15 protein-coding genes and 2 pseudogenes are annotated in these 13,120 nt (G+C 57.8%); 7 read left to right on the top strand and 10 right to left on the bottom strand.

What is annotated here, in order from left to right; translation table 11 throughout:
- Positions 1-10: 10 nt before the first annotated feature.
- The gene (locus ACYZTW_RS08815) at positions 11-901 is read right to left on the bottom strand and encodes an AraC family transcriptional regulator (protein ID WP_462004552.1); all 891 of its coding nucleotides are present in this window, start codon (positions 899-901) and stop codon (positions 11-13) included.
- Between the two features lie 191 nt (positions 902-1,092).
- Between ACYZTW_RS08815 and ACYZTW_RS08810 the strand changes: the two genes are divergently transcribed.
- Positions 1,093-2,145 (top strand): NAD(P)-dependent alcohol dehydrogenase, encoded by a 1,053-nt coding sequence (locus ACYZTW_RS08810; RefSeq protein ID WP_462004551.1) that lies wholly within the window; start codon positions 1,093-1,095, stop codon positions 2,143-2,145.
- 15 nt (positions 2,146-2,160) lie between these two features.
- Here ACYZTW_RS08810 and ACYZTW_RS08805 read toward each other — a convergent pair whose 3' ends face one another.
- The 5 genes from ACYZTW_RS08805 to ACYZTW_RS08785 form a co-directional block, all read right to left on the bottom strand.
- A complete protein-coding gene (locus tag ACYZTW_RS08805; protein WP_008032872.1) occupies positions 2,161-2,964 on the bottom strand; it encodes an IclR family transcriptional regulator in 804 nt (267 codons plus the stop codon).
- A gap of 60 nt (positions 2,965-3,024) precedes the next feature.
- Positions 3,025-4,335: an MFS transporter gene (locus ACYZTW_RS08800; protein ID WP_149629305.1), complete on the bottom strand. Its 1,311-nt coding sequence runs from the start codon at positions 4,333-4,335 to the stop codon at positions 3,025-3,027.
- A gap of 187 nt (positions 4,336-4,522) precedes the next feature.
- Positions 4,523-5,671 carry a galactonate dehydratase gene (dgoD, locus tag ACYZTW_RS08795; RefSeq protein WP_462004550.1) on the bottom strand — a complete coding sequence of 383 codons (1,149 nt, stop codon included), beginning with the start codon at positions 5,669-5,671 and terminating at the stop codon, positions 4,523-4,525.
- A 46-nt stretch (positions 5,672-5,717) separates the two neighbouring features.
- Positions 5,718-6,338 carry a 2-dehydro-3-deoxy-6-phosphogalactonate aldolase gene (locus ACYZTW_RS08790; RefSeq protein ID WP_403141821.1) on the bottom strand — a complete coding sequence of 207 codons (621 nt, stop codon included), beginning with the start codon at positions 6,336-6,338 and terminating at the stop codon, positions 5,718-5,720.
- A gap of 13 nt (positions 6,339-6,351) precedes the next feature.
- Positions 6,352-7,350, bottom strand: coding sequence for a 2-dehydro-3-deoxygalactonokinase (locus ACYZTW_RS08785; RefSeq protein ID WP_462004549.1), 999 nt, complete (start codon positions 7,348-7,350; stop codon positions 6,352-6,354).
- A 181-nt stretch (positions 7,351-7,531) separates the two neighbouring features.
- Here ACYZTW_RS08785 and ACYZTW_RS08780 point away from each other — a divergent pair, with 181 nt between their 5' ends.
- The 5 genes from ACYZTW_RS08780 (at position 7,532) to ACYZTW_RS08760 (ending at position 9,197) form a co-directional block, all read left to right on the top strand.
- Positions 7,532-7,744 (top strand): hypothetical protein, encoded by a 213-nt coding sequence (locus ACYZTW_RS08780; protein WP_462004548.1) that lies wholly within the window; start codon positions 7,532-7,534, stop codon positions 7,742-7,744.
- A gap of 76 nt (positions 7,745-7,820) precedes the next feature.
- Positions 7,821-8,180 carry an IS66 family insertion sequence element accessory protein TnpB gene (gene tnpB, locus ACYZTW_RS08775; protein WP_462004547.1) on the top strand — a complete coding sequence of 120 codons (360 nt, stop codon included), beginning with the start codon at positions 7,821-7,823 and terminating at the stop codon, positions 8,178-8,180.
- 18 nt (positions 8,181-8,198) lie between these two features.
- The gene (locus tag ACYZTW_RS08770) at positions 8,199-8,438 is read left to right on the top strand and encodes a hypothetical protein (protein WP_462004546.1); all 240 of its coding nucleotides are present in this window, start codon (positions 8,199-8,201) and stop codon (positions 8,436-8,438) included.
- A 37-nt stretch (positions 8,439-8,475) separates the two neighbouring features.
- Complete coding sequence (locus ACYZTW_RS08765; RefSeq protein ID WP_009043509.1) at positions 8,476-8,856, top strand: hypothetical protein; 381 nt, start codon at positions 8,476-8,478, stop codon at positions 8,854-8,856.
- Positions 8,857-8,942: 86 nt separating this feature from the next.
- Positions 8,943-9,197 carry a hypothetical protein gene (locus ACYZTW_RS08760; RefSeq protein WP_462004545.1) on the top strand — a complete coding sequence of 85 codons (255 nt, stop codon included), beginning with the start codon at positions 8,943-8,945 and terminating at the stop codon, positions 9,195-9,197.
- Between the two features lie 44 nt (positions 9,198-9,241).
- On the opposite strand, the gene ACYZTW_RS08755 is transcribed toward ACYZTW_RS08760, so the two are convergent.
- From ACYZTW_RS08755 to ACYZTW_RS08740, 4 genes and pseudogenes are all read right to left on the bottom strand, one after another.
- Complete coding sequence (locus ACYZTW_RS08755; protein ID WP_462004544.1) at positions 9,242-9,739, bottom strand: hypothetical protein; 498 nt, start codon at positions 9,737-9,739, stop codon at positions 9,242-9,244.
- A gap of 6 nt (positions 9,740-9,745) precedes the next feature.
- Positions 9,746-10,482, bottom strand: a pseudogene (locus tag ACYZTW_RS08750) (alpha/beta hydrolase).
- Positions 10,483-10,487: 5 nt separating this feature from the next.
- Positions 10,488-10,982: pseudogene (locus ACYZTW_RS08745) on the bottom strand (PAAR domain-containing protein).
- A 227-nt stretch (positions 10,983-11,209) separates the two neighbouring features.
- Positions 11,210-11,692, bottom strand: coding sequence for a GNAT family N-acetyltransferase (locus ACYZTW_RS08740; RefSeq protein ID WP_462004543.1), 483 nt, complete (start codon positions 11,690-11,692; stop codon positions 11,210-11,212).
- A gap of 208 nt (positions 11,693-11,900) precedes the next feature.
- On the opposite strand from ACYZTW_RS08740, the gene ACYZTW_RS08735 reads away from it, so the two are divergent.
- Positions 11,901-13,106, top strand: a complete 1,206-nt coding sequence (locus ACYZTW_RS08735) for an MFS transporter (RefSeq protein ID WP_462004542.1) — start codon at positions 11,901-11,903, stop codon at positions 13,104-13,106.
- The last annotated feature ends 14 nt before the right edge of the window (positions 13,107-13,120 follow it).

Raw genomic sequence — 13,120 nt, 5'->3', positions numbered from 1 at the left:
TTGCGGTGTGTCAGGCAGCGCGCTCATCACCGGGATTACGCTCGAAGTAGCGCTTGTACTCGCGACTGAACTGCGACGTACTTTGATACCCCACCCGATGCGCCACCTGCGCCACGCCCAAACCTTCGGCCACCAGCAACGTCTGCGCCTTGAGCAAGCGCAAACGCTTCAAATACTGCACCGGCGACAACAAGGTGCTGCGTTTGAAATGCTCATGAAAGGTCGACGCACTCATGTTTGCGCAACTGGCCAAGGTCTCGACGTTCAAGGGTTCGGTGTAATGCGCATGCAGATGGCTGAGCGACGCCGCGATCCGGGCGAACTGCCCCTGTTGCTCGACCAGCGCCCGCAGCACATCGGCTTGCGGCCCGCGCAAGGCGACGAACAACAACTCGCGCAATCGCGCCTGCCCCATAACCTGGCATTCCAGCGGATCGTGCAGGCAACGTAACAGCCGTTCAACACAACCACGCATCGCATCGTCGAGCACCGCCGAGGTCATGGACTCTGGCGTTTGCGCCGCAATACTACGCCCCGGCGCCAGCCCCATGGCCAAGACCAACTCACCGAGCAACACCCGGTCAATGGCGATGGAAACGCCCAGCATCGGGCCATCGGGTGCTGAAAACGTCTCGCATTCGAACGGCACCGGCAATGCCTGAATCAAATAATGCCCGGCGCCGTATTCCAGCGTACGCGGCCCCAGATACGCCAACTTGCTGCCCTGGGCGATGATGACCAGGCTGGGCTCATAAATCTGCGGACCACGCGCCACATCACAACTGGCCCGCAAAACCTGCACGCCCGGCAACGCCGTAGCGGCGAAACCATCGCGAGTAGTCAAAGGCTGGATCAGCGAAACCAGCGTGGCATTGGCATCGAGATGACGGGTTAACAACATGGGAGCTCTTCACAAAAAAAGTCGCGGAAACAGGGATGAAAGCATCATCGCAGGTCTGATGGCCAATGCGACCCATTGAAGGCGGATGCCGGAGGATTAGGCATGACACCCGGAGGAATCGCCATGGCCGGTGGCCAGTGCGGCGCCCAGAATGCGCCACCTCACCTGTCACTGTTTTTGCGAGGTTCATCATGTACACCGCCATCGGATACGCCGCCCAGTCGGCCACCACTCCCCTCGCCCCCGTGAAATTCGAACGTCGCAGCCCACGGCCCGACGACGTTGCGATTGATATTCTCTACTGCGGCGTCTGCCATTCCGACATCCATCAGGCACGCAACGAGTGGGGCATTGCCGTTTACCCACTGATGCCCGGCCACGAGATCGTAGGTAAAGTTACCGCGATTGGTGCGAACGTCACCCAACATAAAGTCGGCGATCTGGTCGGTGTCGGCTGCATGGTCGATTCGTGCCGCAGCTGCGAAGCCTGCCAGTCCAACCTTGAGCAATACTGCCTCGAAGGTCCGACCATGACCTACGCCACCCCGGACCGGGTCGATGGCAGCAACACCATGGGCGGCTACTCCGACAGCATCGTGGTCAGCGAACACTTCGTGGTGCGCATCCCGGAAAAACTCGACCCGGCCAGCGCCGCGCCGATTCTCTGCGCCGGCATCACCACCTACTCGCCGCTCAAGCACTACGGCGTGAAGGCGGGCGACAAGGTCGGGATTCTCGGCATGGGCGGCCTCGGCCACATGGGCATCAAGTTCGCCAAGGCGATGGGCGCTGAAGTGACGCTGTTCACCCGCTCGGCGAGCAAGGCTGAAGAAGGTCGTCGCCAAGGTGCGGACCACGTGATCGTGTCCACCGATACCGAACAGATGAAGGCTGCTGCGGGCCATTTCGACTTCCTGCTGGACACCATTCCGGTGCAGCACGACCTCAATCCCTACCTCGACACCCTGCGTTTCGACGGCGTGCACATTCTGGTGGGCCTGATCGAACCGGTCGATCCACCGGTCCACGCCGCCAAACTGGTATTGGGCCGTCGCGTGCTGGCCGGCTCGCTGATCGGCGGCATCGCCGAAACCCAGGAAGTGCTGGATTTCTGCGCCGAGCACAACATCACTTGCGACATCGAAATGCTCGACATCCGCCAGATCAACGAGGCTTATGCCCGCATGATCGCCGGTGACGTGAAGTACCGCTTCGTCATCGACATGGCGACGCTGAAGGTCTGATCAGACCTTAGCGGCTTATACCTTCAAACCAAGCTCCGCCGACAGCCGGGCTGTGACCCCTTTGATCAGGGGAATCAGCTCGGCCATTTTTTCCAGCGGCATGTACGGCACGGTGCTGGCGATACTGATGCCGGCGACGATGCGCTTGCTGGCATCGCGGATCGGCGCCGCTACACAGCGGATCGACGGTTCGTTGTCTTCCAGATCGAACGCATAACCGCCCGCGACATACTCGATCATGCGCTGTTGAAACTGCTCCCAGGACTGCTCCGGGTGCTGCGGCCAGAACTGATTTTTCCCACCTGCCGGCAAGCTGACTTCATACAGCCTTTGCCATTCTTCCTGCGTGTCATCGAGCATCAGCGCCTTGCCGATCCCGGTGCGCGCCAACGGCATGCGATGGCCGACCCGCGAACGCATTTCCGGGCCATTGCGCCCAGGATTCTTGTGCAGGTACAGCACCTCGTCGCCCTCGCGAATCGCCAGATGAATGGTGTCGCCAGTCAACGCCGACAACTCATCCAGATACGGTCCGGCAAGGGTTACCAACGGCAATTCTTCACGTGCCTGAAAACCCAACTCGATCAGCTTCGGCCCCAACAGATAACCGACTTGCGGCACCACGCGCAGATAACGCTCGTCCACCAGGCAACTGGCCAGACGATGGGTGGTGCTGCGCGTGGTGCCGATCAGGCGGGCGATTTCCTTGAGATCGCGGGCGCCACTGGCCACGGCCTGAACCACACCCAGACCACGAAGCAGTGTCTGGGTGCCGGTCGGTGCGGCGTCCTTGGCGATTTTTGGGGCGTCTTCCTGCATATCCAGCCTTTACCGTTGAGCGAGTGAACGGGCGGCATTATGGTCGCCCGAATGCCGCAACTACAACTTGATACGCTCGACTTTGCCGACCAGCAAGATGTAGGAAAGCGCGCCAATCAACGCCAGAACCGAGATGTAAGTGATCGCGGGAGCGAACGAATCACCGGTGGCGAGGAAACCGATGACGATCGGCGTGGTAATCGCCGACAGGTTGCCGATGAAGTTGAACACCCCACCGGTCAACCCGAGCAACCGCGCCGGGGCCAGCGTTGAAACCAGCGACCAGGTAATCGAAGCCAGCCCATTGCCGAAGAACGCCAACGCGAGGAAGGCAATCACCAGCGGTGTCGACTCGACGAAGTTGGCGCCGATGATCGAAGTGGAAATCAGCAGGCCGCCAATGATCGGCAACTTGCGGGCGAACCCCACGGTGTAGCCACGACGGATCAGCCAGTCGGAAAAGAACCCCGAACAGAGCACACCGACGAAAGCGGCGAGAAACGGCAGCGACGCCAACAGGCCGGACTTGATGAAGTCCATACCGCGATATTTCACCAGGTAGGTCGGGAACCACGTCAGAAAAAACCACAACGTCGAGTTGAGGCAAAACTGGCCGAGGTAGATGCCCCACAATTTGCGTTTGGTCAGAACGATGCCGAGGTCGGTCCAGCTGAATTTGGCTTTGACTTTGGCTTGTTCAGCCTGGATATCCACCAGCCCGCCGCCTTCGCGGATCAGGTCGATTTCGGCGTCATTGGCGCCTTTGAAATCCCGTGGCTCGCGGTACACCGCGTACCAGATCACCGCCCAGAGAATGCCCACCGCACCGGTGCTGACAAACACCATGTGCCAGCCATATTGGTGCTGCAGCCAGGCCAATACCGGCGTCAGAAACGCTAGACCGACAAACTGCCCGGACGTGTAAAAACCGATGGCTGTGGCGCGCTCGCGCTCGGGAAACCAGGTGGTGACCACTCGGCTGTTGATCGGGTACGCCGGGGCTTCCAGTGCACCGACCGCCATACGCAACACGAACAGTGCGATGAAGCTGGCGGCGAAGCCGAGCATCACCGTGGCGATCGACCACAGCAGCAATGCGACGCTATAAAGAATCCGCGGCGGGACGCGATCCACCAGCCAGCCGCCGGGGATTTGCATGGCGGCGTAGGTCCAGCCGAATGCCGAGAAAATCAGCCCGACGTGGATCGGGTCGATGCCCAGTTCGCTGGTCAGCGCCGGGGCGGCGATGGACAGGTTGCTGCGGTCCAGGTAGTTGATCACCACGGTGATGAACAGCAGGACCATGATGAAAAAACGCTTGCGACTGGGCGTCACCAACGACGCCTGCCCGGTGAGGGTTTGCGGTTGCATGGGGAGTGCCTCTTCTTATGTTTATTGAGGTCGATGTGAAACGCAGATCTCGCTAACCATGGAGATCAAACTGTGGGAGTGAGCCTGCTCGCGATTGCGGTATTTCAGTCGACTGCGATATTGGCTGATAGATTGCTATCGCGAGCAGGCTCGCTCCCACAGGGGATTGGGGTGGATTAGAGATCAATCACCACTCGGCAAAACTGCCATCGGCATGGCGCCAGATCGGGTTGCGCCAGTGGTGGCCGACGGCCGCGCGTTCGATGACGTATTCCTCGTTGATCTCGATCCCCAGGCCCGGGCCGTTGGGTATTTTCACGAAGCCTTTGTCGTAGTCGAACACCCGCGGATCCTTGACGTAATCCAGCAGGTCATTGCTCTCGTTGTAGTGAATGCCCAGGCTCTGTTCCTGGATGAACGCGTTGTAGCAAACCGCATCCAGCTGCAAACACGCCGCCAGGGCAATCGGGCCGAGCGGGCAATGCAGCGCCAGCGCCACGTCATAGGCTTCAGCCATGTTGGCAATCTTGCGGGTCTCGGTAATACCGCCGGCGTGAGACGCGTCCGGCTGGATGATGTCGACGTAACCTTCGCTGAGCACACGCTTGAAATCCCAGCGCGAGAACAGCCGCTCACCGAGGGCAATCGGCGTGCTGGTCAGCGGCGCCAATTCTTTCAGCGCTTCGTAGTTTTCGCTGAGTACCGGCTCTTCGATGAACATCAATTTGTACGGGTCGAGCTCCTTCATCAGGACCTTGGCCATGGGCTTGTGCACCCGGCCATGGAAGTCGACACCGATGCCGACGTTCGGGCCCACCGCATCGCGCACGGCGGCGACGTTGGCCAGGGCCAGGTCGACTTTTTCGAAGGAATCGAGGAATTGCAGCTCTTCAGTGCCGTTCATTTTCACCGCAGTGAAACCACGCTCGACGGCTTCCTTCGCAGCGCGAGCGGTGTCCGCCGGCCTGTCGCCGCCGATCCACGAATAGACGCGAATCTTGTCCCGCACCTGACCGCCCAGCAGGTCGCTGACCGACACACCCAGGGCCTTGCCCTTGATGTCCCACAACGCCTGGTCGATACCGGCCAGCGCACTCATGTGGATTGCGCCGCCCCGGTAGAAGCCGCCGCGGTAAAGCACGGTCCAGATGTCTTCAATGTTGCGTGGGTCTTTGCCGATCAGGTAGTCGGACAATTCTTCAACGGCGGCGGCGACAGTGTGAGCGCGGCCTTCAACCACGGGTTCGCCCCAGCCGGTCACGCCCTCGTCGGTTTCAACCTTGAGGAAGCACCAGCGCGGTGGAACGATGAAGGTGGTCAGTTTGGTGATTTTCATCTTCTTGTCTCTCTTATAGATGCAGCGCGCTCGGCGCCAAAAAGTCTTAACGCAGAGCGTTCCACGCAGCGACATACGCCTTGGCGTTTACAGCCACTTCCTCAGGTGTCATGCCCGGCTTGAACAACCCGGAACCGAGGCCGAAGCCTTTGACGCCAGCGTCGATAAACACCTGCATGTTGTCCGGCGTGATCCCGCCGACCGGCGCCAGAATCGTTCCCGCAGGCAGCACCGCGAGCCAGGCTTTGACGACTGCCGGGCCCATCTGCTCAGCCGGGAACATCTTCAGTACGTCCGCCCCTTCGGCCAATGCGGCGAAGGCTTCAGTCGGCGTCGCCACACCCGGTGACAGGAACAACCCCGCCGCTTTCGCAGCGCGCAACACCTTGGCATCGCTGTGCGGCATGACGATCACTTGACCGCCCGCCGCTTTCACCTGCTCGACCTGCTCCGGCGTCAACACCGTGCCGGCACCGATCAGGCAATCGGCGGGCAACGTACTGCGCAGGATGCGGATGCTTTCGTACGGCTCGAGGGAATTGAGCGGCACCTCGATGACGCGAAATCCCGCGGCGTAAAGGACTTCGCCGATGGCTGCCGCTTCTTGCGGGCGCAGGCCACGCAAAATCGCGATCAGACCGTTTTGCGCCAATGCTTGCTTGAGCATGTCAGACCTCCAGTCAAGTTAAACGGGATGGGTTGGGTGTGATCAGTCCGGCGGCAACCGCCAGCTGCCACAAGCCGCGTTCGGTGGCTTGTTCGGCCAGGGTCACCCGGGCAAAACCACAGGCGTCGAGCGCCCGGCTGTAGCGGGCACAGAGTTGGGCATTACCAATGAGGATGATCGAAGGCAGATGAACACTGTTGCGTCGGCGTCGCTGGACGCTGGCCAGCGCTGACAGCTCATGGCCGATCAACAAGCCGGACAAGTAATCCGGTTGGGCGGTGGCGCTGAGTTCGCCAGTCAACCCGAGGCTGCGGGCACTGAACAATGTCGACAACGGCCCGATCTCGCCATCCGCCGACAGGGCCACCTGCACACCACGATCAAAGGCTTGGCCATCAAAGGACGCGCCCTTTTGCTGGGTGCGCCCCAAAATGCTGTGTTCGCTGAGCACGGCGAAGACTTCGCCGGTCATGAAGGTATCGAAATGCACGATGCAGCCGTCGGCCACTTCCACCCATTTCGAATGACTGCCCGGCAGGCCGATCAGCAGATCGTTGCCCGCCCCGCCCGGCAGATTGTGCAGAACGCCAAGCACCTGGGTTTCTTCACCACGCATCACGTTCGGCAGGCGCGAACGCTGAATCACGCCCGGCACGATGTGCACGTCGACACCGCGAACACTACGAATGGTTTGCAGGGAAGTTCCTAGATTGGCGACGTTCGCCGGCGTATCGCGGTAAGCCGCTTCACGCCAGCCTTGTGCGCTGCCGACCATGCCACAGGCAATCACCGGCAAATCGGGCTGCGCGTCGAGCCAGTCACCGCAGGCCTCGTCAAAGGCCAGTTCAAAACCGTCGGTACAGGCCTGACCCGCAATCATTCGCGGCGTCCTGGGCAACTGCATGATCCCCGACGACAGCGAACGCTGTTCGAGCACCTGGCCACCCGCGGCGAGTTTGTAAGCACGTAATGAGGTTGTCCCCCAATCGAGCGCGATCAATTGCGCCAGCATCGCTTCACCTGTTTTGTTTATTGGCAGTGAGTGAGCTGGACTATAAACCCGGATGCATCAAAATCTCAATATATAAATATCACTCCCATATTATGGGATTTGCAAGTATGACAAGATTTTCTACGACGCCGCTTTAAAATGCCGGGCCATTGCAGCGGTACATCACTTTCAAGGAAGAAAAATGAAGATTGTTTCAAAGGCTCTGCTGCTATGCGGCGTACTCTGGTCCGTGGCCGCATTCAGCGCATCGAAGGAATTGCAGGTCGGCGATATCTGGGCTTACAAAAATCGACCGGGCGAGGACGCATCAACGCTGACGATCCTGAGAATCGAAAACTATCCGAAGTTGGGTAAGGTCGTTCACATCAGAGTCGATGGCTTTCGACTGATGTAACCGCTCCACAAACTACACCTTCAAATGAACCGATAGCCCGTCGATGCTGTGCTCCCAATTTTTCTGGTGCCAGCCCATGATGCGTCCCGACCCCAAGGTCAAAGCCGTTTACCTCTACCCCAAACCAGTCGATTTCCGGAAATCCATCAATGGCCTGGCGGCTTTGGTCGAGTTGGATATCAAGGTCGCGGTGTTCGACCCGGTGTTGTTTGTCTTCCTCAATCGCACGCGCAACCAAGTGAAAATTCTGTATTGGCACCGCAACGGCTTCTGTTTGTGGCTCAAGCGCCTGGAGGCTGAGCGCTTCAAGACCAAGCCGGATGCGGATGACGAAGCCATCGAGCTCACGGTGCGGGAGTTGAACCTCCTACTGGAGGGAATCGACCTCTGGGGCAATCAACCTCACAAGGTGCTGACGCCACGCTTCGTCACCTGAGCCGGTATAATCCACGGCATGATTTCCGTGCCCGAAACCCTTCCTGACGACCCTATTTTGCTGAAACAGCTTTTGCTGTCGCTGCATAAGCAGATGTTTTCGAAGGACAAGGAAATGTCTGCCAAGGATGAGCAGATCGAGCGTCTATGGGCGCATCGTTCGAGGGTTCTGACGACGATCAGACGCTTGATGCCAAAAAGAGGCGGAGAGTTGATTCTGGCAAGCGATGAGCAGACATTTTTTTGCGATTTACTCTGATACGCTGCTGAAACCCTCGTTTACAGGAGTTGTTCGCATGATTGGCAAGTTAATTTCGACGGGTTTCAGTTTGGCCACCTTGCCCGCCCGCCTGACTTTTCGCAGCGTCCGCGCCTTGGCCATGACGCCTGCCGAAGCCAGCCGCCTGCTGGCGGACATGCGTCAGGCATCGGATCAGGCGGTGCAGGAACTCCAGGGGCTGTTGGCCAACGTCGATGCGGACATGACCCACAAAACGGCGCACCTCAGTGCTGCCGACAAGCGCCTGGCAGCCGAACTGGCCCTGCACGCCGCCGAACAACACCTGAACATGGCCGCGATCAACATTCTGCGGGCCGTCTGGCTGACGCTTCACTCGACGCCGAACTTGCCGCCAAGCGAGCTTGATAAGCGGCTTGAACAGACACGTAACGACTAACAGACCGTCCGGCGGATCGGTCGATCCGAGCGAGAAATGGGAGCTCAGCATCCTTGAATCGGCGCTTCATGTGCAGGTGGGGTTTATTGAGCGCTTACCGACTGATCAACCCAGTGACAGGTAACGAGTTCAATGAAATGCCCCACCTGCCCTTCCAGGCAAAAGCCATAGAACGCAGCATCACCCACCGAGTGGGAAATACCTCTGAAATCCCGGATTTCAGTCAGGGATATGAGGCGTGGAGTGCGGCCTTCGATGAAGGGAAGGCTGGGGCATTCAAGATCACCGTGCGGCAAACACTCGATGGTTTGGTCGGTGGTAACTGGGACGTCAGTGATTGAACGAGCACGTTTTATGCGTGTCTTCGAGTCAGAGATGCTCGCTTTTACTGTTTAGCAACCGCCTTCAAAAGCTCCTTGGTTGGTATGCGCATGATCGTTGAGAAGTACGTTTTGTACGTAGTGGTGTGAACTCTAAACACACATGAGATAAAATCACGTTTCCTCAAAAGCGGAGCCAAGGTTTCACCCTCCAGATAGTTCTCCCCTCCTTTCCCGCTTGCCGACTCACTAAAAATGACATTTGCCCGATATCGCAAAGGTAAGTCGCCTGGCACAGATTCTACCAAACCAAAACCAGATCTTTTTATATGATGCGACTCAGCAAAATCCAAATCGTCTTCTAATGCACAGACAAGGCCCTCGCCAATTTTAGACTTAAACAACTGGAGCACATCCACATCTGAAGTAAAATAAATCTGGTAAAGGCCAGTACTACGAAGTTCCGCGACACTGGAATACTCAAGTGTTGCTACAGGCTTCCCATGATTCAAAGAACAGGATGCACTCATCAATATTAAAAAAAACAGAAAAACCTTGTGCATCCAGATTCACTCCCTGAAATAACTCAAAATCGACTCATTAAATATTTGTCGAGCTGTCTTACCGCCCGGTAACGGCTGCACGAACATCCTGTTTGCGTCGGCGTGGTTGATGTCCACCCGCCCCATTACGTTAGGCCCTTGTGTCACTTCCCACTGCTCACCGAAATCTGCGACCAGATCCGATACGTTCCAGTCGACCGCAGCAGCCCGAATATTCACCCAGTAATCGGCTTTGGGTTTTGGCTCCCGCCTATAAATACTTGAAATTCCGTAGACGATTTTCCCTTCGCCGACTGGGTCCAGTGTCATTAACATCCTTACTTTGAACCCTCTGTCTGCCAGCACACTAGAGAGATGGGCACCATTCCAACCACCCAGACTATGACCAACAATATAGATAGCGGTAGAGCAATTAGGTATCCGGCTCAACACATTCTTTTTTCAAGATCATCATCACTTATAAATGCATTATAACTGAGCGCCCAGGATGGGCAGCGCTTTAAAATCTCAAACTGCTTTGCGTCGTCTACCGTGATCCGGCGAACATAATCAATATTATTATTTGGGCCCGTACCATAATAACTTTCCTGATCACCCGCACCGCCAATAAAAAATATAACCAAGTCCCGCAAAGCTACGGGAACCTGCTTAACAGACTGATCGGTCTTGCACGTTAATGTGTGAGTTTTCACTTCCCTTTTTTTTGGTAATTCTTCTTTCGCCGCCAGTCCTTCAGCCGACATCCCTATCACTCCACGAACAATTTAATGGTTTCAGCCAAATGAGAACTGACGGTATGGGTGAAGCCGACCGCATCAGTAATGCCATGTTCCTCGCTGCCGTCACCACGCTGAATGGTGTAGGGGTGATAAGGAATCGGCTTGCCGGTCGCCTCATTAACTACCTGCAATCTGTCTGTGAAATGCACTGGCATCGGTAGCAAACCGCTGAACGCCGCGCCTCCCCCGCTCTGACCGATGATCACAGTCCCGGAACCGCCAACCACAACGTTGCCGTGACCTCCAGTGCTGTCGAGGGTTGCGGCATTGAGGCCGTTGATGAACACCGTGCCTGATACTGCACCAGTAATAGGGCTACCGCAGGCGGATTTATCCGTCATGCGGGCAGCGGCAAGACCATCGAAGAAAACGTCTGGTCATCCAGAGACTATCGGATTGGTGCCATGTCCCGGCAACGGACACGAGGTTGAGTCGGTTACACGAGCAGCCGGTTTTCCACTCAAGTCAAAGCTCCTTGCTGTTGAGTTTTAAGGTGGTGGTAAAGATCAACGCGCCATTGGCTTTCGACACATTCGAACTGTTAGCCGAATTCGTCGCGAAATTCAGGGGATGAATGAGTGCACAAGACACTGCAGGTATCATCCGTGAGTATGCAGAAGTGCGAACAGAATGCAGGACCAGAGAGGAGCCGACAACTGATTCAGAGTCAGAGTCAGAGTGGGTACAACGATCACCGCCCCTCGGCAAACTCCCGCAACACCGCCCCATCCATCCGATACCGCACCCACTCTTCCTGCGGCTGCGCCCCCAAGGATTTGTAGAACTCGATTGCCGGTTTGTTCCAGTCCAGCACGCTCCACTCAAATCGACCGCAATCATTGGCGCAGGCGATTTTCGCCAGATGGCGCAGCAAGGTTTTACCGGCGCCGCCGCCACGCTGTCCGGGGGTGATGTAGAGGTCTTCAAGGTAGAGGCAGTTGCTGCCGAGCCACGTGGAATAACTGAAGAAGAACACCGCGAAGCCGATCGGCGAGCCGTCGCGCAGGCAGATCAGGCCGTGGGCAGTGGCGCCTTCGCTGAACAGGCTGCGCTCGATGTCGGCGACGCTGGCAATGACTTCGTGGCGGGCACGTTCGTAGTCGGCCAGTTCGGTGATGAACCCGAGGATTTGCGGTGCATCGCTCGGGGTCGCCGGGCGGATCTCGATCGTCATGGACGTGCCTTCGTCAAAAGTTGAAAACGCCATACTAAGTCGGCAAGCGGCGCTCGTCACATATGAAATCAAAACGTCATCCGTGGCGTCTGCTGAAGGCCTTACTCCGGCCAACACTAACCCTGAAATCGAGAACCTCAGACCTAACATCAACGCCTTGCGTGATAGATAGAAGAAGCTCTCTTCTATCGGGTCAAGGAACCGCGTCATGCCTAGCGCAACACCCCAAGTCTCAAGCAGGTTGTTCGGCCTGTTTTGCCTGGCCAGCTACTTGCTGTCGCTGTCCTATGGCTCGACCTTTTTGCTGTCGTTGTTGATCGGTTCCCGCGGCGGCAACGAGCACGATGCCGGCAGTGTGATTTCGGCGGCGATGCTCAGTACGTTTGCAGCGGTAATCGTCTCCGGGCACTTGTCCGATTTGCTCGGCGCGGCGCGCTCGATTGCGCTGTTCGGCGTCTTGCTGGTGGCCGCCAGCCTGGGCTTCGCCCTGGCGCCAGGCTTCGGCAATCTGCTGTTGTTTTTCGGACTCTTGCTGGGGCTGGGTTGGGGCGTGTTCTACACCCTCGGCCCGATCATTGTGGCGAGTCTGGTAACGCCTGCCCAACGGGCAAAATACTTTGCGCTGTTGTCGGGCAGCATGATGACCGGGATCGGCAGCGGTCCCTTGTTAGGTCGCGCTGCCAGCGCCCTCGGGTATCCGATCACCGCGGCGTTTTACCTCGCGGCGCTGGCCAGCCTGATCGGTGTGCTGCTGTTCTGGCGATTGGATTCGCAACTGAAAAAAGCGCCGGCCCACTCGGCAGCGGTGTCGCGAATTTCCTGGCGTGCAGCGGCGCAAGTGCTGTCGTCCAGAGCGGTATTCCCGATCATCATGGTCGGCCTCGGCGGTTGCGTTTTCGGCGGTCTGTCGAGTTTTCAAACAAGTTACGCGGCGGCGCGTTCACTCGATTATTCACTGTTCTTCCTCGGCTTCATGAGCGCAGCGATCAGCAGCCGAATGCTGATCGCCGGTTTCGTGGTCAAGCGCGACCCCTTCTGGGCGTCCTGCCTGTTGTCGGGCTTGATGATGGGCTCGATCCTGATGTTCGGGTTTGTCGTCGACGACGGGTTCAGCTACGTGCTGGCGGCGGCGGTGCTCGGGGTCGGTTACGGGTTGACCTATTCAGTGATCAACGGCCTGGCGGCCAACGAGGCACCGAACGGCACCACCGCGCAATCCTTGCTGCTGTTCAGCCTGTCCTACTTTATCGGCGTGTTTGGCTTTCCGTTGCTGGCCGGGAAAATCATCGTCGAACAGGGAATGGCGACACTGTTGCTCACGGTGTTGGCGGTTGCTGTATTGAATTGGCTGATCAGCGTCGGCCGGCTGGTCTGGCGTCGAACCGTTACCAGCAAAACGTTGCAGCAAGCCTAGACCGTTCGTCGTTC

Source organism: Pseudomonas sp. LB3P25 (assembly GCF_054897985.1).
The sequence above is the reverse complement of the archived record's forward strand: the minus strand, read 5'-3'. Positions and strand labels throughout refer to the sequence as shown.

Bases quoted from the DNA above. Each gene is read 5' to 3' on its own strand.
- ACYZTW_RS08770 (WP_462004546.1), top strand. From the start codon at position 8,199: ATGATTTCCGTGCCCGAAACCCTTCCTGACGACCCTATTTTGCTGAAA.
- dgoD (WP_462004550.1), bottom strand. From the start codon at position 5,671: ATGAAAATCACCAAACTGACCACCTTCATCGTTCCACCGCGCTGGTGC.
- ACYZTW_RS08800 (WP_149629305.1), bottom strand. From the start codon at position 4,335: ATGCAACCGCAAACCCTCACCGGGCAGGCGTCGTTGGTGACGCCCAGT.
- ACYZTW_RS08805 (WP_008032872.1), bottom strand. From the start codon at position 2,964: ATGCAGGAAGACGCCCCAAAAATCGCCAAGGACGCCGCACCGACCGGC.
- tnpB (WP_462004547.1), top strand. From the start codon at position 7,821: ATGATGCGTCCCGACCCCAAGGTCAAAGCCGTTTACCTCTACCCCAAA.
- ACYZTW_RS08735 (WP_462004542.1), top strand. From the start codon at position 11,901: ATGCCTAGCGCAACACCCCAAGTCTCAAGCAGGTTGTTCGGCCTGTTT.
- ACYZTW_RS08755 (WP_462004544.1), bottom strand. From the start codon at position 9,739: ATGCACAAGGTTTTTCTGTTTTTTTTAATATTGATGAGTGCATCCTGT.
- ACYZTW_RS08785 (WP_462004549.1), bottom strand. From the start codon at position 7,350: ATGCTGGCGCAATTGATCGCGCTCGATTGGGGGACAACCTCATTACGT.
- ACYZTW_RS08740 (WP_462004543.1), bottom strand. From the start codon at position 11,692: ATGACGATCGAGATCCGCCCGGCGACCCCGAGCGATGCACCGCAAATC.
- ACYZTW_RS08810 (WP_462004551.1), top strand. From the start codon at position 1,093: ATGTACACCGCCATCGGATACGCCGCCCAGTCGGCCACCACTCCCCTC.
- ACYZTW_RS08815 (WP_462004552.1), bottom strand. From the start codon at position 901: ATGTTGTTAACCCGTCATCTCGATGCCAATGCCACGCTGGTTTCGCTG.
- ACYZTW_RS08780 (WP_462004548.1), top strand. From the start codon at position 7,532: ATGAAGATTGTTTCAAAGGCTCTGCTGCTATGCGGCGTACTCTGGTCC.
- ACYZTW_RS08765 (WP_009043509.1), top strand. From the start codon at position 8,476: ATGATTGGCAAGTTAATTTCGACGGGTTTCAGTTTGGCCACCTTGCCC.
- ACYZTW_RS08790 (WP_403141821.1), bottom strand. From the start codon at position 6,338: ATGCTCAAGCAAGCATTGGCGCAAAACGGTCTGATCGCGATTTTGCGT.